The organism is Ochrobactrum sp. RH2CCR150, assembly GCA_014138095.1.
GTDB classification, from domain to species: Bacteria; Pseudomonadota; Alphaproteobacteria; order Rhizobiales; family Rhizobiaceae; genus Brucella; species Brucella gambitense.
This window is the reverse complement of the sequence record JACGXE010000013.1, coordinates 13,854-40,065: the sequence shown is the minus strand read 5'-3', so window position 1 is coordinate 40,065 and position 26,212 is coordinate 13,854. Positions and strand designations below refer to the sequence as shown.

The window sequence follows — 26,212 nt, the reverse complement described above, 5'->3', positions numbered from 1 at the left end:
GCAATAGGAGGAGACCTCGTGCTTAAACGAAACTTTATATGCACCGTTGGCGCTGCCGCGCTGTTGAGCGGAGTCTCGATGCCCGCTTCGGCAGACCCAGTCACAATTCGCGTCGTGGCCAAAGACTTGCTCAATACGAATCCTGACGATGTCAAACTCATGCAAATCTATGAGAACGCACTGAGGGCAAAGGGAACGGATATCAAGATCGAAATCGTTAATCTGCCCGCGTCTGGATATGCAGACAAGCTTGGTGCGATGCTTCTATCCGGCGATATTCCCGATTTGATTTACTTTCAAGGTGGCGATCAGGCCATGTCCGAACAGGGCATCCTTGAAGACTGGAATACATGGCTACCGAAAACCACATATCTGAAGGATGCGCTTTATCCGCATAATAAAGCAAGGCTCCAAAATTATCCCTATCTGCTTTATGTATTTCCCCCTCGGGTTTCACAGCCCGTCATGCGGGCAGACTGGTTGAGCAAAACAGGGTTGTCGAAGCCGCACACTGTCGAAGACTACACCAATCTTTTCAAGGCTATCAAAAAAGGCAACTTTGGCGGGGTTGGCAGTGACCATACTTATGGAATGACCGTTCCGGGAAATATGAATGAAGCCGATTCCATATTCAATCAGGCTTTTGGCATTAGCGCGAGCTGGCTCAAAGATGGCGATGGCAACTGGATTTCATCGCTGATTTCAGAACAGCAAAGGACCAAGATCGCCTACTATTCCTCGCTTCGAGAACAAGGCCTACTTGACCCGGAATATATCACGACAAAGTGGGATACGAGGGAAGACAAATTCTATTCAGGCCGGGTTGGAGTAGTGTTCTCTTCATCTGCCGAAAACGTGGATGTCTATAGTGGCAAGATGCGGCAGGTCAATCCTGATGCAAATCCATCGTTGGCGTTGTTGTCGCCTCCAAAGGGGGCCGGTGGGCAAGGACTGGCTGCAGTTGATGTTTCTAAAGAACCGCGCGGGTTTGCGATTTCATCCCTGTCTGAGCACAAGGAAGAGGTCGTGAAGTTTCTTGATTTTGTGGCCAGTCCAGAGGGGCAGGCGCTTGAGCGTCTTGGTTTTGAGGGCGAGCAATATACCAAGGACGGCGACACATTGAAGCCGACAGCTAAAATGGCGACTTGGTACGTTCGCTTTATAGCATCATCGACATGGAAAATGCCTGACGGTTTCAGGAGCGAGGCCGCTACCCAGTTTCTGGACAATGTATCCCGCGATTACAAACCTGATAACGACTTTATCTGGCCTGCGGAATATGCGGCAGATATCGATTCCTCACAAAATATCTACAAGGCCTGGATGTATAAGTTCATCTCCGGCCAAGCAAAATTGGATCAATGGGATCAGTTCGTTTCCGAATGGAAAGTGGCTGGGGGCGACCGTTTAACTGAATATGCGAGGACTGTACTGAAATGAAAAACGATATTGATCCTCTTTCGCTCCAGGGACGAATTCGAGCGTCACTCTATGGTATCGCCTACGGCGATGCCATTGGTGCTCCGGTTGAAAAGCTCTCAGCGGAACAAATCCGCGCGCGTTACGGTCGGGTAACAGAACTGAATACTGAATGGCACAAAAAGCACGAAGACGGATTTGCGCGTAAATGGCGGGTAAGGGGCAATGGTATCGTTACAGACGATACGTTGATGACTTTATGTCTGATGTCCGTCTACAACGATGTGAAACGCCATATCGATGCCTGGGACATGGCCGAGGGGATGGTGAGGGAGATTGCCTGGAAGCCGCGCTGGGTGCCCGAACTTCAGCGGGACGCACCGTTGATCGAACGGCTTTTCTATCCGGAGAAATGGATATTCCAGCGACACCAGTTGGCCAATTGCGATCCACGTGAGGGCGGGATCGGCAATATGGTCAATTGCGGTGCTGCTATGTACATCGCGCCCATCGGAATGGTGAATGCTTGTGATCCAAGGGCCGCCTATGACGAGGCGATCGCTTTCGCATCTGGCCATCAACAAAGCTACGGCTTGGAGGCGGCTGGTGTCCTTGCTGCAGCTATAGGCGCCGCATTTATCCCCGGCAGCACGATCAATACGGTAGTCATCGCTGCGCTGGAGCTTGCCAAAGATGGGACAAAAAGGGCGATCACAGACATTGTAGAAGCTGCCCAGAAGCTAAGAGGGGCCGACTATAGCAAAGTCGTCAAATGCTTCCATTCCATTATCGCGAACTATTCTCCAATGGGGGATGATGTCGTTCATACTGTCGAAAAGGCGGGAAGAGCCAGTGACGCCTATCGTCCTTCTCGCATGAATGCGATTGAAGAACTGCCGCTTGCTCTTGGGTTTGCTGTTGTCAACAACGGGGATTTCTACGCGACGATCCACGACGGGATCAACTCGGGACGAGATACGGATTCCATTGGCGTTATGGCAGGTGCAATATTGGGCGCGATGCACGGCGAAGCGGTTATCTCGACTGACGAAGCAACGCTGCTGGATAAGACCAACAAGCTTGAACTCTTGGTTGAAGCTGATGCGTTCTGCAAGACCGTTCTCGAGATTCAACAAACCGATAGGAAACTGGAGCTCGCCCGCGCAAGGATGCGTGAGCGCCTCGGATCCACTGTCGTAGGCAAAGTCGCATAACGCGCAGCAAAACGTTTCGGCGTGCGCTTTGGGAGGAAAGAATGACAAAGATTGAACTTAGAAGTGTGGGCAAGAGCTATGGAAATGTCCCAGTACTTTCAGACGTTTCGCTCGAAATGGGAGATGGAGAGTTCGTGGTCTTGGTGGGACCTTCCGGTTGCGGTAAGTCCACACTGCTTCGGATGATCGCCGGTCTGGAAGACATAACGTCAGGTGAGATCAGAATTGGTGGTAATGTCGTCAATGACATGCGGGCGAAGGAGCGCGATATTGCGATGGTTTTCCAGAGCTATGCGCTTTATCCGCATATGAGGGTTGCAGATAATATGAGCTTCTCCCTGAAGCTTGCAGGCGTTTCCAAAGAAGAAATACCCACCCGTATACAAAATGCCGCCCAGATTCTTGGTTTGGAAAAACTTCTAGATCGCTATCCGCGCGAACTTTCGGGCGGACAGCGCCAACGAGTGGCAATGGGACGGGCGATTGTCAGAGCTCCAAGGGCTTTTCTGTTTGACGAGCCTCTGTCAAACTTGGACGCAAAGCTGCGTGTCAAGATGCGAAGTGAGATCAAGAAGCTCCACCAACGCCTCGGCAAAACAACCGTATACGTCACGCACGACCAGACAGAAGCCATGACGATGGCAGACAAGATCGTTGTCCTCAATGCTGGCAAGATAGAACAGTTTGGTCCGCCGCTCGACCTCTATAACGATCCGGCCAATGTTTTTGTTGCTAGTTTTATCGGAACGCCGGAGATCAACCTTCTTCACGCGAAAGTCGCAGGCGGCCACGCGATCACAGAGGACGGGATCGCTTTGCCTCTTCCGAAACCAATGCCTAGAGGCAAGGAGATTATTTACGGCATTCGACCACAGCATATTCGCCTGCGCAATGAGGGTTTGGAGGGCGAAGTACTGCTCGTTGAGCCCACGGGCGAAAACCAGGAACTCGTCATTCAGCTTGGAGCGCAGGAGATGAACGTTGTGGTGCAAGGCGGCCCGCCGGTGTCAATTGGAACGGCCGTCCATCTGGATATAGAAACCGACAAAGTGCTGCTTTTCGACAAACTGAGCGGAACACGTCTGCGTTAGATAAGGGACGGCGTCTTGTAATCCTGCCGTATTAGCGCCCTGGACGAACTCATCGTTGTTCCTATTTCGATTTTAGATGTCGCTCGTCTTCGTCGCAGAATTACTGAGGAATCTATGATTGAGTGCAGTAATGAAATCAAGGCTGAAGAAGTTTCTATAGAGGAAGCACAAGAGGCCGTTGCCGATTTAACAGTCGACGAGCGGTTCCGCTTATCTGATCGCGGTAAGTCCATTCTTCGGTACTTGGCCGATCTTTATGCTCCGGGCGATACGCAAGGTGTCAAGGGATATGCCATCGCTGTCGATGTGCTGGGGCGGCCAGAGAGTTTCGATCCAACTTCTGATCCAATTGCGCGAATTGAAGTTGGCCGACTGCGTACCGCTCTTTTGCAATTTTACGAAGCACATGGCCACGAGCAGTCGATGGAAATTCGCATTCCGATTGGAAAATATCGGCTGATATTTGTCCGCCGGACGCCGCAAGACCGCGATTTTTCATTGGCGACATCTCCTGCCATACCGGAACTGTCTCCAGTTAGACCGTTTCGCCAAAAAAGCAGCATTTGACACTTTTCGTTCTCTCTAGCGGCGCTATTGCATCGGTGATCGTGTTGTCATTGTTTTATTTTCTGACAAGACAGGAAGTCATGACGTTTAAACCGATCGTCGCTATTGCTTTTCATGCGGACAATCCTCCTTCGCTGGAAGCGGCGGCGAAGCTCCGTGACCTTGTCTATATGGCGCTAGTCAATTTTCGTACTCTGACAATTCGCGACGAGGGCAGCGCTGGCCAAAAACCTTGGATGGAGAAACCTCAATATACCGTTCACTTGCGATATGGGATGGAAAATAAGAGCGAAAGCCTCGGGTGGCAGGTAGAGGACAAAACCGACAATGTTCTGGTCGGCTCAGGCGTCGAAAAGACAATGGGGGCTAGTCAATCGGTTAATCAGGAACGGATGACGATTGCTTCTGTAATTTCCCAGAATATCGCCGCATCAAATGGGCTTATCAATGCCCGGCTCGTCAATAAGACAAGTCATACCGTCCTCGGAAACGACTGCGTTCTGAAGGTAGAAATAGCCTTGGCTCTGGCCGCCGATCTCTCCAACTACATTGGCTGCCTCGAAAACACGTTGAAACGCAATTCCCAAGACAGCGATGCGAAGGCGGCCCTTTCACGTGTTCTCGGCCGCACGAGCAATGGTACGCCAAGCGATTTGGCTCGCAGCCTAAAGCTTGCACAAAATGCTGTGTCCATATCACCGCAATCTGATAAGGCACTGTTTGCGCTTATGGAAGCCTATTGGCTTAATGGAAGAACGGAGCAAGCTGCCGCAACTGCTGAGCAAGCGCTGTCGCTTAGTACTAACAATCCAGATCTGAGGGCTGCTGCCCTGAGACTGGGATTTACAAGCGATAAATCGCACCAGGCCTTAGAATGAAATTTACCACCAAAATGGGTCTCGCCTGTGGGAGCGTCTGAAACCAACTTTGAATGGAATGTACGTGGACCGATCGGTGCTATGGCTGAAATGTCCTATCAGCCCCCGGGTGATCATCGAAGATATGGTCGCGTTGCGGTTGGCCGCTCTTCAGGGAATAGGTGTTTGCCAGTTTCCGACAATGGTTATTCAGGACAACTTGAAGGCAGGGCGGTTGGTTGACCTACTGTCCGACTGGATACCCAGCAGTGGCGTTATTCATGCAGCATTTCCCTCGCGCCGCGGACTGTTCACTTCTGTTCGGTCTCTTCTCGACTTTCTTGCAGAGGAATATTCCGTCTTGACTACTCGAAGCGAAAGCTGAACAGGGGGCCATCTCCAGCCCAGAAGCCATAGCGCGGCCAGGTGAAAAATTAGCGATAGTGCCTATACTAACATCACGGTAGGACCTCTGCTGCTTGTACCGGATTTAGGAGAGTAAATTATCCAACAAATTTTTTTGGCAGCAGCGGATTCACCATTTGACTTTAAGTCCGATCTGACAACCGATCGACTGGCCTAAGTCGCCGAATTGGTATTCGTAGTCCACATTGGCGTAGAAAGAGACATCGTCGCGCAGGTCGGCGTCCAAGCCTGCATTAAGGATCACCGAGGAGCCGGAAAAGTCGCCTTCGAACGGCACCGGTCCCGTGGCCGAGGTGAAAATCGTGTTGGGCTTTTCCAGAAACTGATAGGTATAGCTGGCGCGCAGCCACCCGGTTATGAGCCGAGGATTCGCTTCGCCCGGCGCTAGCTCCCAGCTCTTAGCAAGACGTGCCCCGACACGACCGAGCAGGTTGTCAACATTCGAGAAGCTGATAGTAGCGGTGCCGTCGTTGGCGTCGTCGAGGGCGATGCTCTGATAGCTGAGCTGAGCCTGGGGCTCGATAATCCAGCCGCTGGCCAGCGGGAACGGATAGCCCGTTTCGAACGAGGCGCCGAACCCGGTCCCGTTGGTCGAGAGTGAGAACGGACGGTTGGAATCGGCGTCGATATTGTACCGGGTGCCTTGCAACAGAGCATCGACATACCAGCCTTGGGGGCCGTAGTGGGTCCAATAGCCGCCGAAAGTGAAGGCATTCAGACTGTTGGAGCCGAGCCCGTTGCCGAAAAATTCAGTGTTGCCGTGCCCGGTACCGATCGCGCCATAGAAGCCGGCCATATCGCTGCTGCTATCGGCCCGGTCAACCTGATAAATGTCGAGGCCGCCCTGGACCGCGAACAGATCATAGTCCAATCCCTTCTAGGGGTTTTCATGGCAGCTTTGCTTGCCGTGACGGCCGACGGTGCGCGCCCAAGCATAAGGATCGCCAGCGCTGCCGCGATGCAATGTGTATTTGTACGGTCCGGCGGCCACTGGCCTGGCCAGGGAAAAGGCGCCCGGCGTCGTGACGCCGCCGTTGATGGCATCCACCACCAGAATGCCATTGCCCGCAGTGACCGCGCCGCCGCCGCCAGCATTCTCGACAATCATGCTGCTGTTGCCCGAAACCGCTCCACCGTCGACCACCAGTCGAAATCCAGACGAAAGCATGATTTCGACTGTGGATTGTCTCGGGCGCCCTATTACCATTGCAAATAGAAAACAGCTCGTACTGACGGTCAATAATTGGTCCTTTAATGTACCACTATAGACCGATGGAAGCACATTATGGCGCTCGTCACGCGATATGGCGATATTTGGCAGTGAACAGTTCATCACATTGTTAGGCGAAGAACAGGTATGGCGGGCGATTATCCAGAATTTGAATAAGGGAAAGCACTTCACGCATTACGTGGATCTAAGGAATTGATATCGTGTTCTGAACAATTAATATTCTTTGATGATTTTAGAATGGGCGGCCTACGATGGAAAAAGATAAAGACCAAATTGGCACTGATCGACTTGGTTCGGCTTACGCCAAACATCGCATTTTGTTGTCGGTAAAACCTGCTTCGCAACCACAACTCGGCGAAACCGATCTCGATCTACGGGATTGGCTCGCTGCAATTGTTGACGGTTCAGATGACGCCATCGTTAGCAAGGATCTGAATGGCATTATTAGAAGCTGGAATAGAGGTGCCGAGCGCCTATTCGGTTATCATGCCGAGGAAGTCATCGGAAAGCCGGTCACGATCTTGATACCAGAAGATCGGCTTGACGAAGAACCAGCCATTTTAAGCGAAATTCGAAAGGGAAACCGAGTCGATCATTTCGAAACAGTTCGGAAGCGAAGAGATGGTACGCCAATCGATATTTCATTGACGATTTCGCCTATTCGAAACACAAACGGCGTTGTTATTGGTGCATCAAAAATTGCACGCGACATCAGCGAGCGCTTGGAGGCTCAAAGCCAACAAAAGCTCCATATGGGCGAAATGCGTCATCGCGTGAAAAATTTGTTCGCTCTGGCAAACGGAATCGTCTCATTGAGCGCAAGATCGGCTACGCAGGTTGATGAGTTTCGCGAGGTGGTTCAGGCGAGATTGGCCGCACTTGCCAGGGCGCATGAACTGACGATGCCGACATGGGATGATGCCGATGTTACGATCTCGTCGGTCCCGTTGCAGAAATTGTTACATACTATTCTAGAGCCTTATGGTGAAAACAATTTTCATATCACGGGCCATGATCCTGCCGTCACAGGAAAGTCGCTGACAAATCTCTCGCTGCTTTTGCATGAGCTGACGACGAATGCTGCCAAGCACGGTGCATTAGCGAGTTCTGAACGCGAGCTTTCCATAGATATTCAAGAGTCGTCTGACACTATTTTCATTTATTGGCTTGAAACAGGTAATGAGTATCATGATGACCAATCCAGCGAGGGGTTCGGTACAAGACTGGAAAGGGCACTGGTGTCGGCCTTGAACGCAGACTTTGATCGATTGTGGGTGGAGAATACCCTCAAAATATCAATTTCACTTCCAAAAGCGCTACCCGAATAGGGTGTGCTTCCATGGCCATCCTTGGCGGACAATCAAGCAAATCAACACGTAAGGCGCAACCGGCTTCAATTTCCATCGGTCCAGATGTGAATGGCTCCTAGTCTGTATCATCGCTTGATTTATGGTTCAGCGATATCGGAAAAGTTCTGCATCAGGAACTGGCTCGCCCGATATGGCGGCTGTGATATTTTGGGCTGCAATCATTGCGAAGGTAATTCCGTTGCCGCCGAAGCCCAGAGCGGTAAAAATGCGCTTGTATCCGGGAACACGGTCGATGATCGGCAGGCCATCCTTGGTGACACCGAATGGAGCTGACCAGACATAGTCGGGCTTATCAATCGTCACTCCGATGAGGTCTTCCAACTTACGAATGATGATTGCCGCTTTATCTGCGAGTTTCTTCGAATCCTCATTGCTATTTTGTGCCTGTTCGTCTTCGCCACCGGCGATAATACGTCCAAACTCATCGGTTCTGAGATAAAGATAAGGATCTGCAGCTTCCCAGACGAGCATATCTCGTAACCAAGGTGGCGCGTTTCGCAAGGGCTTTGAAGCCAACGCCCAGGTCGATGTGATACTGTGCGATTTCGCCTCCATTTGAGGCAGATATTCGTAGCCGGTGCAAAATACTGCATGTTCAGCAACCAGAACTTCGCCTCGACGAGTTGCCAAGGCTACGCCTGAAGGCAACTCTGCCATATCCGTAATCTCGACGGGCGAAACGATCTGGGCATTGCGGGTTAGAACCGTGTGTAACAACCCAGCGGTAAGTTGCGCGGGATTAGCTGATGCAGAGATGTTCGACAAAATTGCGCCGGGGCGGTTCAATCCAATGCGCTCTACGAGGACTTTGTGACTGAGATAACTGGCGCTGATACCAATTTTGTTGCGCGCAGCGGCCTCATTGGCAAGCGCTTTCTCTCCCATCTCATCGCCAGCAAGGTAAAGCGCTGACTTTGCACGCATTTGGCAATTGAGCCCGAGTACGCCGGACAAATCAATCAGGTCGCGGACGGCCTGCGCTGACCGTAACCAGGCAGCATTAGCTTCGTTCTCACCAATTTTCCGGCTTAGTCGGCTCAGGGGGACGTCGATCTCATGTTGGATCATTGCTGTCGACGCTGATGTCGAGCCGCGTGCCGGAGGGCGCCGATCAACGATCAACACGCTTTTTCCCCTGCGCGTCAACGCTTCTGCCGTCAGTGCTCCGGAGATACCTGCTCCGACGACTATTACGTCAAAAGCCCTACGAGGAAGATAGGTTTCTGCTTGAACGGTGGAATTGGGTGTTTTTATCCAGAAGGGAATGCCTGTTCGAAGGTCGTCCTTTCGAGTTGCGGCATCATGATCGGGCATGAACGATCTCCTGCGAAAATAGGCTGTAAGTATTGACGATTATCCATATGTCTCATGATATCATCACCACGACGGATTTAAATAAATATACAATTAAAAGAGCTGCGGTATCGGGGAATATTTTGAAGTCCTAGAATAATTCCTCATGCCTGTTATCGATGTACGGTTTGATACTGACGGTTCAAACGCTTTAATGTGAGCAATGTGTAAGAGCTTCGTACGATACCGTACCAAGCTTTTTTGTTTGGGAACCAATGCGGCATCGAGAGCCTTATAGGATGGGCGGACAGGAGGATAAATCATGTCAACCAATAACGATTTCGAATCCGAATTGTTGCAGCTTCTTCCAGCACTTCATAGTTTTGCGAAAACAATGTGTCGGCAACCCACAGATGCGGACGACCTGGTTCAGGAAACACTGTTCAAAGCGCTCAGAAGCCAAGATAAATACGTCCCTTTTGGCACGCTTAAGTCTTGGCTGTTCACTATTATGAAGAACACTTTTTGCAGCAAAATCAGAAGAGCGCGGCGCGAGGTTCCAGTACAGGAGTGGGAAGGACCTACCATTGGTCCGTCGCAGGAGTGGGCAATGGAATTGCAGGATGTCGGACGCTCTATTGTTAGGCTTTCCCAACAACATCAAGACGTCATTAAGCTCGTTATCTTGAATGGATTGAGCTATGAAGATGCGGCTATTGAGGCGGGCTGCACCATAGGAACAATTAAAAGCAGGCTAAACAGGGCTCGACATCAGCTCTTAGGCGACAAGAATTCAAGCTGATAGTGATATCTGACTGAATCAGAGCCTTATTCTGATAAATGACAAAGAGGGCATGCCGTATCCCGCGTCGAATTTTGCCAACCATTGGAACCAAGGCTTTGTCGGGTTGTTTTCCTCGTAGGGAAGCAACCAAGGTGAGCAAATGTCAATTCCAAAGCAAAATGATATGCCCAACAAACTGCTGGCATTGCTTCCCCCGGACGATTATGCGGCCATTATTCGTGAAACGAAATTTGTCGAGCTTCCCTGCAAAACAGTGCTAGCGAAGAAGGGCGGGGACATTACCAAGGTTTACTTTCTATGCTCAGGGATCGGTTCTGTCATTATTCAGACTGAACAGGGACACCGCGCTGAAGCGGGTGTTTTCGGATTTGACGGCTACGTTCCAACCTCAGCGATTGCGGGTGTAGAAACAAGTTCTTATGATGTCTTGATGCAGGTTGCCGGACAGGCATTTGAGATGCCTTATGATAGATTTCGCCACTGGATGGCGCGAAGTCGAAATTTCTCCAACATAATGATCCGGTCAATTGAAGCATTTTCAGTTCAACTGGCCTATACAGCTGCATCGAACGCAATCCATGACGTACCTCAACGGCTCGCGCGATGGCTCTTGATGTGCGGCGACCGAATATCTGGCAGCGAAATCGCTCTCACGCATGAGTTTTTATCTATTATGCTGGGTGTGCGCCGCCCCAGCGTCACGACTTCACTTCATATCCTTGAGGGAATGGGACACATCAGGTCGGTACGTGGTGCGGTCATCATTCGCAACCGCCGAGGACTGGAGCTTTACGCGCAAGATGCTTATGGATGGCCAGAAAAAGAGTATTCCCGCCTTATGAGCAGATTTAACAGCGTTGACTCTTAATCGATATGATCGCTCAGTTCAAAAAGACGGCGATATTCCTCTTTGCCATACGCATCACCGGCAAAATTTTCCAGACCATTCCGATCGCGAATTTTTATGCACAATGTCTCGTATCTTATACTTGAGACAGCTGTTGTGGAGAGTTTCTGAACCTCATCGGCATGCGCGGTTGCAGGAAAGAGAAACTGAACTTCGTACGTTAGCAGACCAATTTACATCAAGCGGAGAATTGAGCGCATACTCGCTTTTCATGGGAGGCAAATATGCCATTATTCCACGAAGCGAGCCGTATTTACAGCCAGATTGAAGTCGACTTCATGCGGCGTTGTTATGCATTGGCGTCGATTGTTCTTGAAGAGACTAATCATGCGTACTCGGGACGGGATTTGGCGTCAACCATCCTGCTTTTGTATGATAGTGGATTGAGAGACTATAACTATATTGTCGAACTATCAGCGCTGCTCTCTCGTAAGAAATTCGCAGGGCGTCATCCGCAAAGTTCCGATGCCGCAAGTTCTAATGCATCTCCGATCCCGGTTGTTGACAATACTTAACTGAATATAATTTTTATAGTCATTATCCTGTGGCGCCGTCCGAGTATAGAATTTATTGCTTTGGTTACTTTTTTCTCGAAGGAGATCTATATTGAAGCGGGAAATGGGCGAGCGCTTATATTTTCGATAATGAAATTGACAGCGAGGCGGAAAGTGCCCCTCATGACCAGTATTAACAACCTAAGCGAATTTTTTGACCGAGCCGCTTTCGATGTCGCGCCGGAGCTCATTGGTTGGACGTTTTGTGTCGAAGACACTGGCGGCGTGATCGTAGAAACCGAAGCTTATTTAAGAACCGACCCGGCATCTCATAGTTTCCTTGGCCGCAATCGCAGAAATGCCTCTATGTTCGGAGAACCAGCCGTGGCCTATGTCTATCGGATTTACGGTTTACATTGGTGTATGAACGTTGTGTGCGCTGATGCCTCCGCCGTTCTTCTGCGCGCTATCGAACCACGACAAGGCATCCACCGGATGCAGGAAAGGCGCCGAACAACCGACATGACGCGACTGTGTTCCGGTCCGGCGAAACTTGCTCAGGCGTTGGGAATTTGCGGCAATCTGGATGGTGTTTCGCTTGATGCGCCCCCATTTGTACTTCTGCCCTGCGAGGAGAAATGCTTAGTCAAGAGTGGGCCCCGCGTTGGCGTCAGCAGAGCGACGGAACTACATTGGCGGTTCTGGCTGAGTGGATCAAAATTCACCAGTCGCCCGAAACAGCGGGCGAAGTTGGTGGCTGAAAATAGTTCTTGATCCTGATTGTCGTTCGATCTTGATAAACAGCTCTCACGTATTCTTTGAAGAGTTCAAAAGAGGCCACTCCCAGGTATAAATTCTAGGAACAAACCCTCTCTCCCATTGTTAGGACTCGAACTCATGCCGCGTTGAAGCGGCTTTCGAACAAGAAACAATGGGGAGATGAGAGATGACTGAAAGCAAGAAAACAACGCCCGACAGAAATTCGGTCTGTTTGAACGACCAGAAGCTGGTCTCGGGAGATGGGGGAGATATGCACCAGTTTGCAACCGGCGATATCCCCGTCATGACAACGTCACAAGGTGCGCCGGTATCGGACGATTTGAATACTCTTAAAATTGGCGGCGCCGGCCCGGCGCTCATGGAAGATTTCCACTTTCGGGAGAAAATCTTTCATTTCGACCATGAGCGCATTCCAGAACGCGTGGTTCACGCGAGAGGATATGGCGCGCATGGTTATTTTGAAACGACAAAATCACTAACCGATTATACGCGCGCCGATATATTCCAGCGAATAGGCGAGAAAACGCCAGTATTTGTGCGCTTTTCCACTGTCGCTGGGTCAAAAGGATCATTTGATCTTGCGCGCGACGTCCGAGGTTTCGCAGTAAAATTTTATACAAAGGAAGGCAATTGGGATCTCGTTGGTAATAATATCCCCGTTTTTTTTATCCAGGATGCGATACGCTTTCCAGATATAATTCATGCTGTCAAAGAAGAACCTGACCGCGGGTTTCCTCAAGCGCAATCTGCTCATGACAATTTTTGGGATTTCATTAGCCTGACGCCCGAATCCATGCATATGGTCATGTGGATCATGTCAGATCGGGCTATTCCGCGCTCCTTTCGGTTTATGGAAGGGTTTGGGGTGCATACCTTCCGTTTGTTGAATACCGATAACCAGTCGACATTTGTCAAATTTCTATGGAAGCCTAAACTCGGGTCGCAGTCGGTGGTCTGGAATGAGGCGGTGAAAATCAATGGCGCCGATCCAGACTTCCATCGGCGCGACCTGTGGACCGCCATTCAGACCGATAATTTTCCGGAGTGGGAGTTGTGTGTCCAACTCTTCGACCAGGAGTTTGCCGATAGTTTTGAGTTCGACGTGCTCGATCCTACCAAGCTAATCCCTGAAGAAGTTCTCGAACCTATCCCTGTCGGCAGGCTTGTGCTCAACCGTATGCCTGATAATTTTTTTGCGGAAACGGAACAGGTCGCCTTTATGACGCAAAACGTACCACCAGGTATCGATTTCTCGAACGATCCCCTTCTTCAGGGCCGTAATTTTTCCTATCTGGATACACAGCTCAAGCGGCTTGGCGGGCCAAACTTTACCCAGTTGCCAATAAATGCACCTAAATGCCCCTTCGCGCATTTGCAGCAGGACGGCCATATGGCGATGCGCAATCCTGTCAACCGAGCAAATTATCAACCCAACTCCTGGGGGGAAGGACCACGCCCCGATCCGGAGCACGGCTTCCGCTCATTCGCAGCCCATGAGGACGGGAAAAAAGTTCGCCTGCGCCCGGAGAGCTTTAACGATCACTATAGTCAAGCGCGACAGTTCTACTTAAGCCAGACAGATGTTGAGCAGCGGCATATCATCAAGGCATTGACTTTTGAACTATCGAAAGTTGAAACCCTAACCATTCGAGAGCGTCTGATTTCGCATCTTATGAATATCGAATTGGCGTTGGCGAATGAAGTGGCGGGCAATCTCGGTATTCGCGAAATGCCAAAGCCAGCGGAAACAGTCGTACCGGTTCGTCACGATTTGTCCGCCTCTCCAGCATTGAGCATTATCCAAAATAGTTTCCATAGTTTCGAGGGACGCAAGATCGGAATTCTCGTCTCTAAGGGAACCGACATGGAGTTTGTCGAAGCAATCCACGGCGCAGCAGTCAAGGAAGGAGCGACGGTTGAACTGATCGCGCCAATGGTAGGAGGCTTTGAAAGCTCCGCTGGTGAATGGATAGCTGCAGATCACATGATTGATGGCGGTCCGTCTGTGCTGTTTGACGCGGTTGCATTAGTTTTGACGGAAGAGGCAGCCATCGCGCTGAAGTCCGAAGCATCCTCTCGTGAATTTGTCGCGGATGCCTTTGCGCATTGTAAGTTCATTGGATTCACCACCGGAGCTACGCCGCTTCTGAAAAAAGTGGGGATTACCCCAAATACCGATGACGGCCTCGTTCTCCTTGAAACGGTAAACTCAATCTCAGGCTTTATTGAGTGCTGCCGCGAACTTCGATACTGGGCGCGTGAAAATGCTGTCTAAGTTTAACAGAACTTCATTTTACAACGCAGTCCTGGAATGTTTTGCCGCTGGCTTTCGTATCAGATTGAGAAAAACCAATCGAAGGACAACTGATCACATACCGCGCACTGTCCATTTGAAATTAAAACCTTCATCTCCGATAAGGAGTGCATCTCCAGAATAAAGCCCCGGCCCTCATCCCAAAGACGCCGGGGCTGTTTCAATGCAAACTGGCCTCTCAATTCGCATTGAATTGCGAATGGGCCGATCCATATGTTTAGTTCATTATACCAAATGGGGGATTACGCAGGGATTTTGGCATCCCCGTCATTTGCGGCCATCCAAGACATATCCAGTTTGGGCGATTCAAGAATATTGCGTCTTTTGACGAAACCTTCAAATGCGTGTCTTGCTACGCTGGATGGTTTCAAGCCGTTATGGGCATCGCAGCAAGCCTTCCACGTCATCTGATAGATAACGTCGCGGTCCTCTTCGGGCCATTCGAAAAGAAAGTCGATGGCATCCTCAATGCCTACAATTTCTAACACTAAATCGCTGCTTTTCTCGACAAAAACCGGCCTGTCAAACAAGTGCTCGCTCATTGGGAGCCTTCATTGATTGTATGATGTCAGTTGGACTGAAATAAGAAACTCAAAAAACCTCACGTTTCATATCAATGCGCAACAACAGCGCTCTACGGCGCGCAAAGGCTCAAAGAGCAATCCCCGGTTAGTTCTCGGACCGATCCGGGTAAGGCTCTTGTGGAGCCTTTATTATCTCGCTCCCAGGTGAATTCGACTGTTCATGAGTCGGTCTCGCCTGGTGATCCTTTGGTTCTGTGGGAACAGGATCGGTCGCGTGTTTCTCTCGAACGAGAAATCTATCGGACCGGGGACGTTTCTTGCGATCAGCCATTGCCACTCTTATCAGTTTAGTATCGACGTTTGACTAGGACGGATATTCAAACCTGCGACCCGGGCCGCTCTAATGAACGATGCGCGTGCTGTGTTCGGCTTGCCTTCCAAATCGGCAAGAACGGCTTGCAATGCCTCCTCATATTCCTCTCCGTGTTGGCCTTCTGGCCAATAGTTCAAAAGGCATTCAGCAGCCATTGGTGTACTCGTGACAGCTTGATATTTGCCAACGCCATAAAGCTGAATGTCAACAGGTTCACCCCAACTCATTCGATGTTCTCCTCCATAGGATCGTTGGAATTGGTGAAATTGAAGTCGGTTTCCTCCATCAGAAACCTGGCGCTTGCTATGCCAGCCGCCAGGTCAACAATGTAGGTCTCATCGCGCAGCCCGCTTTGATAAAGTCTGACAATGCTCGAGGCCAAATTCGAAGCTGAAAACTTGCTTTCAGCTTGCTCGAGCTTTTCATTTGCTTGTGCGAAGCATCTGCGCATCAACTCCACTTCCTCAGGCCCATATATGCGGCTCGCTTCATTAAACAGCGGCATGAAACCCTCCCTTCTGCCACCAGTCGAAGCCTGTATCGGCTATAAACGGCCATAAAATGCAGTAAAGCAGGAATAGTTCCATCAAAAACGCCCTGCCTCGACGGGGTGGCAGAGGCAGGGCAGGCGTCAATCTCCCAAGCTTGGTCACACGACAGTTGACACCCAACGATATCTAACTTCGTCCTCAAATAAATGTTCCATGAGCGGGGCAGAGGAAGTCGGATGGGATCGGCGGTAGTCGCAATAACCGATATCGTGAGCCAACAGTAGGGATAATAAGTTCGCAAATTCACAGATTAATAACAGTCTCATCTGACTATGATGCGGCCTCTTTTTCGCCAAGGTGCCTAAATTGCCACGAAATCTTCTCTGCCCTCGACGGAGACAATACTGGAACATTTGACAGATGAGTTCGTTGGACACCAGAGGCTGTTAAGGGCACTAAAGGCGGTCAGCCGTGGATGCCCTAAAAGCGTTAACGGAAGGAAGAACCATCATGGCTAGCCAACCCGATAAGCACGCTCCTCTCACAGAAGATGAGGATATCAAGTTTCTGGCCGAGAATTCGGACCTGTCGCCTTTGCAGGCGCGTGATTTGATTGATCGCCTTGGTCACCGGGACCGACCGAAACTTCTTGCAGAGGCGAGGAAATTCAAGGCGGAAAGCTAGAGCGGATGATAGAAATGTCAAAGCAGCATTTCTGACTAAATCGTCGGGAACAACCAGTAGTTCGCGTGAGTTTATCCAATCAGGTTCAATTCGTCACAGGAGCGAGGCAGCTATGGCTCCGCGCGCAAACTGGAAAGGTCTGTTGAAAGTCGATCAGCTTTTGATGCCGGTCGGCCTTTATACGGCTGTATCGACATCAGAGCGGGTTTCTTTTCATCTCATCAATCGCAAGACGGGTAATCGTCTCAGTCGTGAATTTGTCGATAGCGATACGGGTAAACCTGTTCCCCGAGAGGAGCAGATGAAGGGATATGAAGTTTCGTCCGGCAAATATGTCAGTTTCAATGATGAAGAAATCCAGTCTGCAATTCCCGAAAGCAATAAAACACTCAATATCACGCATTTCGTCAAATGCAGTGAAATCGACGATGTTTATCTCGATCGACCTTATTATCTGACGCCCACTGATGATGACGAGGTGTTTTTGCTTCTCCGTGATGGAATGAAAGCTGAAAAAGTGGCGGCAGTCGCTGAGGCGGTGCTCTTTCGCCGTGCACGCAAAATTCTCATTCGCGCGGATGGCGAGGGGATGATCGCATCGACGCTGAACTTTGATTACGAAGTTCGACCTGTAAAAGAGGCTTTCGAAGATCTGGAAGCATTCAAGTTCGATCAGGAAATGCTCGATCTGGCCAAGCATATTATCGGCACCAAGATGGGCCGCTTCGATCCGGCAAGTTTTGACGACCGATATGATGCAGCACTAGCCGACTTGATTAAGGCAAAGATTGAAGGAAAACCGCTCAGAAAGCCTGAAGCTCCCAGGGCGGCCGACGTGATTGATTTGAAGGAAGCCTTACGCAAGAGCGCAGCCTTGAGCTCTCCAAAAAAGCAACCGGCTAAATCCGCAACAACCAAAGCGAAGCCTCGAAAGGCTGGATAATGGGACAGCCGCTTGAAACCTATCATAAGAAACGTGACTTCAACCTGACGAAGGAGCCCCGCGGCAAAGCCAGGCGAAGCAGGGGCGATTTATTTGTGGTGCAAAAACACGATGCGCGTCGGCTGCATTATGATTTCAGGCTGGAAATGGACGGAGTGTTAAAAAGCTGGGCGGTCACACGGGGCCCAAGTCTGGTCCCGGGCGAGAAACGTTTGGCCGTCCATGTGGAAGATCATCCGCTTGAATATGCCGGATTTGAAGGTACGATCCCCAAGGGGGAGTACGGCGGTGGGACGGTCATTGTCTGGGATAGCGGACAATGGACCTCCGTTGGCGATGCCCGCAAAAATTATAAGAAGGGGCATCTCGAGTTCGAACTGAGCGGCGATAAACTGAAGGGGCGCTGGCATCTGGTTCGAATGCATGGAAAACCGGGCGAAAAGCGAGAAAACTGGCTACTCATAAAGGGCGAGGACGAGTTTTCACGAGAGGCTGACGACCCCGATATTCTTGAGGAGAAACCGCAATCGGTGAAAACCGGGCGAGTTATCGCCGATGTGGAAAATGAAGCGCCGGGCTGGTCGTCCAAAACCGGACCGCTGAATAAAAACCGCGCAGCGAAGGAAGGCAATGCTGTGCCATTGTCGAGGCGCGCAAAGAAAGCTGCGATGCCGCCATTCATAGAACCTCAATTGGCGACATTGGTATCAGCCGCGCCCGGAGGAAGCCGCTGGATTCACGAAATCAAGTTTGATGGTTATCGCATTCAGGCGCATGTCGCTGATGATAAAGTCGTGCTCTATTCACGCAGCGGGCTAGATTGGACAAAGAAATTTGGCCGTTCGATAGTCAACGATCTTCTGGCTACGGGAGTCGAGAATGCCATATTTGATGGCGAGATTGTCGTGGAAAATAAGGCGGGGCTGTCGGACTTTTCGGCACTGCAAAGCGATCTGAGTGACGGACGTTCGGACCGGTTCGCCTTTTATATCTTTGATCTGCTTTATCAGGATGGCCGCGATTTGCGGCAAGTGCCGCTCGTCGAACGCAAATCCCTACTGGCAAAGCTCATTTCCAATGCCTCGAGAACGCTGCGCTATAGCGAAGCCTTTGATGCCGATGGTGACGCTGTATTGAAGAATGCTTGTGGTCTCGGACTGGAGGGCATCGTCTCGAAATTGAGCGATGCTCCTTCTATTTCCGGGCGCAGCAAGGGCTGGCGCAAATCGAAATGCATAGGACGGCAGGAGTTTGTAATTGCCGGATTTGTGCCTTCAACTTCAACGTCTCGCGCAATTGGTTCTCTGCTGTTGGGCGCTCAGGAGAAGAAAGGACTTGTTCCTGTTGGGCGTGTGGGAACTGGTTTTTCCGTCAAGCTGGCCAAAGATCTTTACACGAAGCTCACGTCGATACGTCAGAAACAAAGCCCATTCGCAATAGAGCTGACCGCTGAAGAAAAACGCGGTGCGATATTCGTCAAGCCGCAATTGGTTGCAGAAGTCGAGTTCCGTGCATGGACTGCGGACAAAAGACTGCGCCATGCATCTTTCCGCGGACTGCGTGACGACAAGACTGCCGAGGAGGTCACATTGGATAAAAGTGCAATGCCATCTCAGCCGTATAGGACATCCCTCGAAGAAGCTGACGTGAAGCTCACTCACCCGGATCGCGTGTACTGGCCGGAGGAGGGCATAACAAAACAGGGGCTGGTGGATTACTACGCCGAAGTCTGGTCACGAATTGAACCATATATTGTCAATCGTCCTTTGGCTCTGCTGCGCTGTCCGACCGGTATAGATGGCCAGCATTTCTTCCAGAAACATGCTTGGAAGGGTTTGAACGAACATATTGTTGAGGTGAATGATCCCTCGGAGAAGGATGAAGAGCCTTACATCGCAATCAAGGATTTTGACGGTTTGATCGGTTTGGTTCAGGCTGCCTCGCTAGAAATCCATCCTTGGGGTTCGAGTCTCAGGGACTGGGAATTGCCGGATATGCTAACCATGGACCTTGATCCAGGGGAAGGGGTTGCCTGGGAACGTGTCATCGACGGGGCCTTTGAAACCAAAGAGCGGCTTGAGAAGCATGGCCTGACAACATTTGTAAAAACATCCGGAGGAAAGGGACTGCACGTCGTCGTGCCATTGAAGCCGAAAGCCAATTGGGACAGCCTCAAAACCTTTACCAAGTCGATTGCCGATGAGATGGCGGCAGACAGTCCTGATCGCTATGTTTCGACCATTTCCAAAGCCAAACGCAAAGGCAAAATACTCATTGATTATTTGCGCAATCAACGAGGTATGACGGCTGTTGCACCTTACTCGCCACGTGCTCGCCCTGGAGCAGCCGTTTCTATGCCACTCGCCTGGAATGAACTAAATACCGCTATCGGTCCAGCACATTTTACGATTTTGAATACAGCAACGCGGCTAGCAGCTTCGAAGCTTGATCCCTGGTACGACTTTCGCAAAGCGGCGACGGCTTTACCAAAATAGTGCGAAAAGGTTGTATCCTGAGAAGCTAATGCTGCTTTTTCTCGTTGGTAAGGCTTTTGCGTAAAGCATCCATGATGTTGATGACATTGCCGCCGGTCGCCGGGGCGGTCGCTGCTGATTTGGGTTTTGTCGGCGTTTTAATTTTCTTTTTCTTGGCGGCGATCATTGACTGCAGGTTCTTCTGAACCGGATCCTTCAGCAAGCCCGGCTTCCAGTCCTCCGTTCTGCGCTTGATCAGTGTGCGAACCATGGAGAACAGCTTTTTGTCGGGCTTCTCCGCCTTGATGCCTACGAAGTAATCGTCGGCTTTTCGAACTTCATCACCAAAATGCAATGTCCATAGCACAATACCTTGTCCGCGTGGCTCCAGAAGAACAGCTCGTTCACGCCGATACATGACAAGCCTTGCCAGACCATAGACACCGCTCTTGTCCATTGCCTCCCGAATAACGCCAAAGGCTTCCTGCCCGACCTTGTCAGATGGTGAAAGATAATGGGGTTTATCGTACCAAATCCAACCGATGCTATCGCGCTCCACGAATTTTTCGATATCGATGGTGCGAGTGCTTTCGAGAGCCACGGCTTCGAGCTCGTCGTCCTCGAGGAGGACATAGTCTCCTTCGGCCTTCTCGAAACCCTTAATTTCGTCTTCGTCGCGCACGGGCTTATGTGTCACTGAATCGACATAGCGACTGATCACCCGGTTGCCCGTTTTAACATTGAGCGTGTGGAAACGCACTTTTTCGCTGTCACTCGTCGCAGGCGTCAATTCCACGGCACAGGTGACAAGCGACAATTTCAGATAACCTTTCCAGAATGCTTGAGGCACCGGCTTATCCTCTTTTTAATGGAGAATAACCACCTGAAGGCTGGAAGGTTCCGGGTTTAGAGTTTGATGCGGGAACCCACCGCTCCTTTGGGGTGTTATCTCACCGATGAAATCACGACTGAAAAATCGGGGATCGCATTGGCGAAGAATTCAACGGTCCGTTCACGCCTGAATCATACCAGTGATGCCGAACCTGGGCTGAAGCGAATTCGCTGTGGCAAAGGTTTTCGCTATGTCGATAGCCAAAAACGTGCTGTTAGTGCGGCCGATAAAGCGCGCATTGTAGCTCTTTCCATTCCACCCGCTTGGAAGAACGTTTGGATATGTCAGAGCGAATATGGGCATATACAGGCAACAGGCCGCGATGCGCGTGACAGAAAGCAATATATCTATCATCCCGACTGGATGAAACGACGTGGCGACAGCAAGTTTTCGGGCTTGCAATATTTTGGCAGCAATTTGAGCCACCTGCGCGAGAAGATTGACGCAGATATGCGTCGACGCTCTTTCTGCCGAGAAAAAGTTGTCGCGACAATTATCTGGTTGATGGACCGGTTGTTGTTGCGCGTTGGTAATTCCGCTTACGCGCGAGCAAATAAGAGCTTTGGTGTCACGACTTTGTGCAACCGCCATGTGAAAGACGAAGGAGCCAGCCTGCGCCTCGTTTTCACGGGTAAATCAGGTCAAAACTGGAACCTGAAACTGTCCGATCGCCGAATTACACGTATTGTACGCTCCATACAAGAACTTCCCGGACAGCACTTGTTCCAGTATGTCAATGATGAGGGGAGTTATCGCCCTGTTAGCTCTCAGGATATCAATGATTACTTGCAGGATGCCATGAAGAGCGAATTCACATCCAAGCATTTCCGAACTTGGGCTGCAACCGTCGGCGCGCTTGATGCATTTCAATCTAAGGAACTTCCTGATAGCGAAGCCGCGAAGAAACGAGCACTCAATGAGGTGATTGATAAAATTGCACAAGCCCTTGGCAATACGCGTGCAGTATGTCGGAGTGCCTATATTCATCCGAATGTCATCGAACATTGGCTTGAAGGCATGCTGGCATCCGAAATTGAAGCAGTCGCCTCAGACCGGCTTGTGGCCCCTCGACTGAGCAAAGCCGAACGCAATACGCTGAAATGGTTGATCGTGTATGCCTGAGGGCGGAACCATTTTTCTTGCATGAGGTTAGGCATGGACTGACAAGGAAGGACAACACATGAGAACGGCCAAGTTTCTACTCGGCATTTCGGGGTTGGCACTGGGGATCGCTCTGGCAAGGGCCGCGTCACCGCAGGTGCCAAAAGGTGTTATTCCAGTCAAGCCATTTGACATCTCGCGCTACCTTGGAAAATGGTTTGAACTGGGACGTATCGAAAACCGGTTTGAACGCGGTCTGACCCGTACCTCTGCGGAATACTCTTGGAATGCAGATGGAACGATACGCGTCGTCAATCGAGGCTTTGATCCTTGGAAGCGATGCACAACAAGCGCAACGGGCACTGCGCGATTTGTCGGTGCTACAGATGAGGGTGCGCTGAAGGTATCGTTCTTCGGCCCGTTCTACAGTGGCTACAATATTGTCGATCTAGATGCAGATTATGAATGGGCAATCGTCGTCGGGTCAAGTCGTAACTATTTTTGGGTCCTCTCGCGGTTGACAGTTCTAACCACGGAGTTGAAGGCGCGCGCCGTCGCAGTGGCATTGGTTCTCGGAATCAATCCCGACGCGATCCATTGGATACCTCAAGAAAGGCCGTTTCGAGAACATTGCCTTATCCCGAATGATGAATTGCCATTTCGCGGCATGATACGGCGCAACGTTCGCATGCCTTAACACAGGCTTCCATTCCCTCTAAAGCACGACAACTATCGGCGCAGTCTTCACATTTCCGCGCACAGAGCATGCAGAGCGCGTAATGATAAGGACTTTGAAGCATCATCACCTGCGCTGAAGTTCCACAAATTTCGGCGCAAGCCAGCATGGTTCGTAAGTGCTTTGGTTCGACATGCGGCCCTCCACGTTTGAGGCAATGGTCCGACGCCATCTCTGTACAGGTGCGATAGCATTCGAGTCAGGTACTAATGCAATTCATTTGCGTTGTGTCGTGCATTGTCATTTTCTCCCTATCCTATGGTTGCTCCCAACAGCGAAACCACGCTTTTGTTTCAATGGAACAGAACGCAATGATTGCGGTTATGCATCGGATGGTCCCTGAGGAGGGAGTAATGGGCAAACGAAAATGGAAGAAGCGAATTCGACGGGCGAAGGCCGGTAAGGAGATCGAGCAGGCCGCTGCACTTCCTTATCGGTTTGAAAATGGCAGCCTTAAGATCATGCTTGTTACATCGCGCGGGACGCGCAGATTTACCCTGCCGAAAGGTTGGCCGATGAAAAAAAGAAGTATGGCCGATGTTGCGCGCATCGAAGCTCAGGAAGAAGCCGGAATTGAAGGAAACGTCGCTCGTTCGACAATCGGCCACTATCTTTATTGGAAACGCTTGAAGAGAGTATTCATCCCAGTGAAGGTTAAGGTTTATCCCTTGCATGTTCAATGTGAGAAGGCACAATGGCCAGAATATGAGCAGCGTCAGCGCAAATGGCTTTCTACAGAGGAAGTGGGTCTGTTGGTCGACGAACCTCAATTGATGAGCCTCATTGCAGCTCTTAACCGGAATGAAAGCAAATAACTTCCCTCATCGGGAACATCGGCCTCCCTTGTCGGTTAGAGGCATCTGTTCAAAGGAGAACGACATGGTGGATACTGTCGACAAGCAGGCGTCGAATAATAATAAAAAGACATCTCGCGCACTGGATACTGAGTCTGAAAAGCTTAAGGCGCGAAAAGAGGCTAAGCGTTCGAAAAAGGACGACCTAGAGAAGGAGCACTGGCTTTACGCACAGCGCGTTGAAGACGAATGAAAACACTTCTTCCCTTGATCATCGGCGTGGTTTTACTTTTGGTCGTTGGCTCTCTTCTGTTTCGAACAGCCGATGACGACGCTGGCACGCAGCAGCCTCCTCATTCTTTACAAACCAATCCTCCCAATTAATAGTGCCCGCTCCATGCGGGCGCTTAATTACAGAATAGGCTTGCCGCCAGTGACCGCGATGGTCGCACCCGAGGTATAACTTGATAGCGGGTCGGCCAGCATGACGTAAGCAGATGCCAGTTCCGCGGGCTGGGCTGGTCGCTTCATTGTGGTCTGCTTTCCAAAGGACGCCACAGCTTCTTCCGGAAGTGTGGAGGGGATTAGTGGTGTCCATACTGGACCCGGCGCAACTGCATTGGCGCGAATGCCTTTCTCCGCCAGCAATTGAGCTAGACCTGCCGTAAAATTCTGGATAGCGCCCTTGGTTGTCGCATAGGCCAACAAGGTCGGGTTCGGCATGTCTGAATTGATCGAAGCTGTATTTATGATTGCCGCGCCCGGCTTCATATGGGGTAAAGCGGCCTTCGTCAAATAGAACATCGCATGGATGTTCACGCGGAAGGTCAATTCCCATTCAACGTCGCTGATATCTTCAAGCGAGGCAAAACTCGATTGGTGTGCCGCGTTGTTAACCAGAATATCGATCTGGCCAAATTCTCTCGCGGCCCGCTTCGCGATCTCCCGGCAGTTTTCTGCACGCTGAATGTCACATTTCATCAAGATAGCCTTGCGCCCCTCAGCCTCGATCAATGCAGCGGCTTCAAGCGCGTCAGCCTCTTCCTGAAGATAGGCGATAAGCACATCTGCACCTTCGCGCGCGAACGCAATTGCAACGGCCCGACCGATGCCGCTATCGCCGCCCGTTATGATGGCTTTGCGGCCCTCAAGCTTTCCGGACCCTTTGTAGGATTGCTCGCCATGGTCGGGTCTTGGATTCATTCGTTCCGTCAAACCGGGTGTGCATTGACGGGGCGTATCGAAAGGTGGGGCGGGATACTGCTCATTCATGACGGGTAGTCCTTCCTCAGCATAGTTGTTGCTTCGGACCTAACCACCGGAGACATCCAGTGTTCCAACTACGTTGCAAAAGAGGCCTAAGATCAGGCCTACTGTTCCAGACCACGTCGCCGAAAAAGTGCTTCCGCGATGACGGATAGGTCATTGTCTCGGTTGCTGAGTACAAAGCCAGCGAAGCCTTTGCTGTCGATGGCGGGGTTGACCGGCAGCGCAAAGACAAAGGGAGTCGAGCGCGTTTCAAGTGCTTCGACAAGTGGCAGCACGGCTGCTGGTTCGAGCGCAACATCCAGTATCGCTGCGTCAACCAGATTGCTTTCCAGATAACGCAATCCTTGCTCAATCGTATTGACGGGTCCGAGAATGAAAGCCCCAATGGACCCAAGCTTTTGCGCTGCTTCTTCCGATAGAAGAAAACTGTCTTCAAAAACCAGGATATGTTTACCAGAAAATGAATGCATGGCACTATCATTTCGACTTGTCATAACAGACAGTTGGTCATGCCTTAATTCAAAACGCAAGCTATCAGCGGGTCGCGTTGCACCGTCATAACCAGTTTCTCATCAGACAATCGAGCCTGATTGCTTCCATTCATGAACCATCGACTATGTTGTGCAGTTTATGGCGGGCCCGATGCAAGCGGCTTTTGACCGTACCGATTGAGCACTCGCAAAGTTCCGCTGTACGTTCGTAGCTTTTGCCTTCAAACACCACCAGCGAAAGTACCCGGCGATACTTGTGCGGCAGTGTTTGCAGCGCGATTTGCACATCATGTGCTTCAACAGTGTCTTCCTGGGAGGGACCTAGGCTCGCAATTGGAGATACGCAATCGGAAACACCGGGCGCTTCTCTCTTCTGCAGCCGGATACGGGTGCAAAAAGTGTTGCGCATAATAGTGAAAAGCCACGATTTGAGGGGGGAATAAGGGACGTATTTCTCCCGATTGGCGAGAGCTTTGAGAAGTGTTTCTTGAACGAGATCTTCGGCATCTTCCCTTTGTCGATAAAAAGTGCGCGAAAAAGCGCGCAGAGCGGGGATCAACTCCACAAGTTCGTCAGGTTCCAACGTGTAGTCGGAATGAAGAGGGCAAGACATCAGTCTGACCTTTCCGAACCACGGTTCGGTTTGAGAATGGGGCGGCACAAGGCCGCCCC

29 protein-coding genes are annotated in these 26,212 nt (G+C 50.8%); 19 read left to right on the top strand and 10 right to left on the bottom strand.

The window, feature by feature from the left end:
* Positions 1–18: 18 nt before the first annotated feature.
* The 6 genes from FHW03_RS20615 to FHW03_RS20590 all read left to right on the top strand — a co-directional run bounded on the left by FHW03_RS20615 (position 19) and on the right by FHW03_RS20590 (position 5,533).
* The gene (locus FHW03_RS20615; RefSeq protein WP_377515336.1) at positions 19–1,440 is read left to right on the top strand and encodes an extracellular solute-binding protein; all 1,422 of its coding nucleotides are present in this window, start codon (positions 19–21) and stop codon (positions 1,438–1,440) included.
* Positions 1,437–2,633 carry an ADP-ribosylglycohydrolase family protein gene (locus FHW03_RS20610; protein WP_182522328.1) on the top strand — a complete coding sequence of 399 codons (1,197 nt, stop codon included), beginning with the start codon at positions 1,437–1,439 and terminating at the stop codon, positions 2,631–2,633. Before FHW03_RS20615 ends, FHW03_RS20610 begins: the two co-directional genes overlap by 4 nt.
* Positions 2,634–2,674: 41 nt before the next feature.
* Positions 2,675–3,724, top strand: a complete 1,050-nt coding sequence (locus tag FHW03_RS20605) for a sn-glycerol-3-phosphate ABC transporter ATP-binding protein UgpC (protein WP_182522327.1) — start codon at positions 2,675–2,677, stop codon at positions 3,722–3,724.
* A gap of 114 nt (positions 3,725–3,838) precedes the next feature.
* The gene (locus tag FHW03_RS20600) at positions 3,839–4,291 is read left to right on the top strand and encodes a hypothetical protein (protein WP_182522326.1); all 453 of its coding nucleotides are present in this window, start codon (positions 3,839–3,841) and stop codon (positions 4,289–4,291) included.
* Positions 4,288–5,169 (top strand): tetratricopeptide repeat protein, encoded by an 882-nt coding sequence (locus FHW03_RS20595; RefSeq protein ID WP_182522325.1) that lies wholly within the window; start codon positions 4,288–4,290, stop codon positions 5,167–5,169. The genes FHW03_RS20600 and FHW03_RS20595 overlap by 4 nt, the downstream gene beginning before the upstream one ends.
* A 58-nt stretch (positions 5,170–5,227) precedes the next feature.
* Positions 5,228–5,533, top strand: coding sequence for a LysR substrate-binding domain-containing protein (locus FHW03_RS20590; RefSeq protein WP_377515362.1), 306 nt, complete (start codon positions 5,228–5,230; stop codon positions 5,531–5,533).
* Between the two features lie 150 nt (positions 5,534–5,683).
* Here FHW03_RS20590 and FHW03_RS20585 read toward each other — a convergent pair whose 3' ends face one another.
* Positions 5,684–6,445 (bottom strand): autotransporter outer membrane beta-barrel domain-containing protein, encoded by a 762-nt coding sequence (locus FHW03_RS20585; protein WP_182522324.1) that lies wholly within the window; start codon positions 6,443–6,445, stop codon positions 5,684–5,686.
* Between the two features lie 6 nt (positions 6,446–6,451).
* Positions 6,452–6,718, bottom strand: a complete 267-nt coding sequence (locus tag FHW03_RS20580) for an autotransporter outer membrane beta-barrel domain-containing protein (protein WP_182522323.1) — start codon at positions 6,716–6,718, stop codon at positions 6,452–6,454.
* Between the two features lie 338 nt (positions 6,719–7,056).
* Here FHW03_RS20580 and FHW03_RS20575 point away from each other — a divergent pair, with 338 nt between their 5' ends.
* Entirely contained in the window at positions 7,057–8,133 is a 1,077-nt protein-coding gene (locus tag FHW03_RS20575; RefSeq protein WP_182522322.1) for a PAS domain S-box protein, read from the top strand.
* Positions 8,134–8,259: 126 nt separating this feature from the next.
* Here FHW03_RS20575 and FHW03_RS20570 read toward each other — a convergent pair whose 3' ends face one another.
* Positions 8,260–9,489: an FAD-binding oxidoreductase gene (locus FHW03_RS20570; RefSeq protein WP_182522321.1), complete on the bottom strand. Its 1,230-nt coding sequence runs from the start codon at positions 9,487–9,489 to the stop codon at positions 8,260–8,262.
* A gap of 301 nt (positions 9,490–9,790) precedes the next feature.
* Here FHW03_RS20570 and FHW03_RS20565 point away from each other — a divergent pair, with 301 nt between their 5' ends.
* The 5 genes from FHW03_RS20565 (at position 9,791) to FHW03_RS20545 (ending at position 14,729) form a co-directional block, all read left to right on the top strand.
* Entirely contained in the window at positions 9,791–10,270 is a 480-nt protein-coding gene (locus FHW03_RS20565) for a sigma-70 family RNA polymerase sigma factor (protein ID WP_182522320.1), read from the top strand.
* 142 nt (positions 10,271–10,412) lie between these two features.
* Positions 10,413–11,141, top strand: a complete 729-nt coding sequence (locus tag FHW03_RS20560) for a Crp/Fnr family transcriptional regulator (protein WP_182522319.1) — start codon at positions 10,413–10,415, stop codon at positions 11,139–11,141.
* Between the two features lie 263 nt (positions 11,142–11,404).
* Positions 11,405–11,695 carry a hypothetical protein gene (locus FHW03_RS20555; RefSeq protein ID WP_182522318.1) on the top strand — a complete coding sequence of 97 codons (291 nt, stop codon included), beginning with the start codon at positions 11,405–11,407 and terminating at the stop codon, positions 11,693–11,695.
* A 162-nt stretch (positions 11,696–11,857) separates the two neighbouring features.
* Positions 11,858–12,448, top strand: coding sequence for a DNA-3-methyladenine glycosylase (locus tag FHW03_RS20550; RefSeq protein WP_182522317.1), 591 nt, complete (start codon positions 11,858–11,860; stop codon positions 12,446–12,448).
* A 172-nt stretch (positions 12,449–12,620) separates the two neighbouring features.
* Complete coding sequence (locus tag FHW03_RS20545) at positions 12,621–14,729, top strand: catalase (RefSeq protein ID WP_182522316.1); 2,109 nt, start codon at positions 12,621–12,623, stop codon at positions 14,727–14,729.
* A 281-nt stretch (positions 14,730–15,010) separates the two neighbouring features.
* Here the strand turns inward: FHW03_RS20545 and FHW03_RS20540 are convergent, their stop codons facing one another.
* The 3 genes from FHW03_RS20540 to FHW03_RS20530 form a co-directional block, all read right to left on the bottom strand.
* A complete protein-coding gene (locus tag FHW03_RS20540; RefSeq protein WP_182522315.1) occupies positions 15,011–15,310 on the bottom strand; it encodes a DUF982 domain-containing protein in 300 nt (99 codons plus the stop codon).
* 324 nt (positions 15,311–15,634) lie between these two features.
* On the bottom strand, positions 15,635–15,892 hold the full coding sequence (locus FHW03_RS20535; RefSeq protein WP_182522314.1) for a DUF982 domain-containing protein: 258 nt from the start codon (positions 15,890–15,892) through the stop codon (positions 15,635–15,637).
* The gene (locus FHW03_RS20530) at positions 15,889–16,170 is read right to left on the bottom strand and encodes a hypothetical protein (RefSeq protein WP_182522313.1); all 282 of its coding nucleotides are present in this window, start codon (positions 16,168–16,170) and stop codon (positions 15,889–15,891) included. Before FHW03_RS20530 ends, FHW03_RS20535 begins: the two co-directional genes overlap by 4 nt.
* Before the next feature lie 496 nt (positions 16,171–16,666).
* Here FHW03_RS20530 and FHW03_RS20525 point away from each other — a divergent pair, with 496 nt between their 5' ends.
* The 3 genes from FHW03_RS20525 to ligD all read left to right on the top strand — a co-directional run bounded on the left by FHW03_RS20525 (position 16,667) and on the right by ligD (position 20,278).
* Positions 16,667–16,840 (top strand): hypothetical protein, encoded by a 174-nt coding sequence (locus tag FHW03_RS20525; protein WP_182522312.1) that lies wholly within the window; start codon positions 16,667–16,669, stop codon positions 16,838–16,840.
* 112 nt (positions 16,841–16,952) lie between these two features.
* Complete coding sequence (locus FHW03_RS20520; RefSeq protein WP_182522311.1) at positions 16,953–17,783, top strand: Ku protein; 831 nt, start codon at positions 16,953–16,955, stop codon at positions 17,781–17,783.
* Positions 17,783–20,278, top strand: coding sequence for a DNA ligase D (gene ligD, locus FHW03_RS20515; protein WP_182522310.1), 2,496 nt, complete (start codon positions 17,783–17,785; stop codon positions 20,276–20,278). The genes FHW03_RS20520 and ligD overlap by 1 nt, the downstream gene beginning before the upstream one ends.
* Before the next feature lie 25 nt (positions 20,279–20,303).
* Here ligD and FHW03_RS20510 read toward each other — a convergent pair whose 3' ends face one another.
* Entirely contained in the window at positions 20,304–21,107 is an 804-nt protein-coding gene (locus FHW03_RS20510) for a Ku protein (RefSeq protein WP_182522309.1), read from the bottom strand.
* 66 nt (positions 21,108–21,173) lie between these two features.
* Here FHW03_RS20510 and FHW03_RS20505 point away from each other — a divergent pair, with 66 nt between their 5' ends.
* The 4 genes from FHW03_RS20505 to FHW03_RS20490 all read left to right on the top strand — a co-directional run bounded on the left by FHW03_RS20505 (position 21,174) and on the right by FHW03_RS20490 (position 24,033).
* A complete protein-coding gene (locus tag FHW03_RS20505) occupies positions 21,174–22,271 on the top strand; it encodes a DNA topoisomerase IB (protein ID WP_182522308.1) in 1,098 nt (365 codons plus the stop codon).
* 58 nt (positions 22,272–22,329) lie between these two features.
* Positions 22,330–22,947 carry a lipocalin family protein gene (locus tag FHW03_RS20500; RefSeq protein ID WP_182522307.1) on the top strand — a complete coding sequence of 206 codons (618 nt, stop codon included), beginning with the start codon at positions 22,330–22,332 and terminating at the stop codon, positions 22,945–22,947.
* Positions 22,948–23,339: 392 nt separating this feature from the next.
* A complete protein-coding gene (locus FHW03_RS20495; protein ID WP_182522306.1) occupies positions 23,340–23,801 on the top strand; it encodes an NUDIX hydrolase in 462 nt (153 codons plus the stop codon).
* A gap of 64 nt (positions 23,802–23,865) precedes the next feature.
* Positions 23,866–24,033 (top strand): hypothetical protein, encoded by a 168-nt coding sequence (locus FHW03_RS20490; RefSeq protein ID WP_182522305.1) that lies wholly within the window; start codon positions 23,866–23,868, stop codon positions 24,031–24,033.
* 158 nt (positions 24,034–24,191) lie between these two features.
* On the opposite strand, the gene FHW03_RS20485 is transcribed toward FHW03_RS20490, so the two are convergent.
* From FHW03_RS20485 to FHW03_RS20475, 3 genes are all read right to left on the bottom strand, one after another.
* Entirely contained in the window at positions 24,192–25,052 is an 861-nt protein-coding gene (locus FHW03_RS20485) for an SDR family oxidoreductase (protein ID WP_182522304.1), read from the bottom strand.
* A 98-nt stretch (positions 25,053–25,150) separates the two neighbouring features.
* A complete protein-coding gene (locus tag FHW03_RS20480; protein WP_182522303.1) occupies positions 25,151–25,519 on the bottom strand; it encodes a transcriptional regulator in 369 nt (122 codons plus the stop codon).
* A 130-nt stretch (positions 25,520–25,649) separates the two neighbouring features.
* Positions 25,650–26,153 carry a sigma-70 family RNA polymerase sigma factor gene (locus tag FHW03_RS20475; RefSeq protein WP_182522387.1) on the bottom strand — a complete coding sequence of 168 codons (504 nt, stop codon included), beginning with the start codon at positions 26,151–26,153 and terminating at the stop codon, positions 25,650–25,652.
* Between the last annotated feature and the right edge of the window lie 59 nt (positions 26,154–26,212).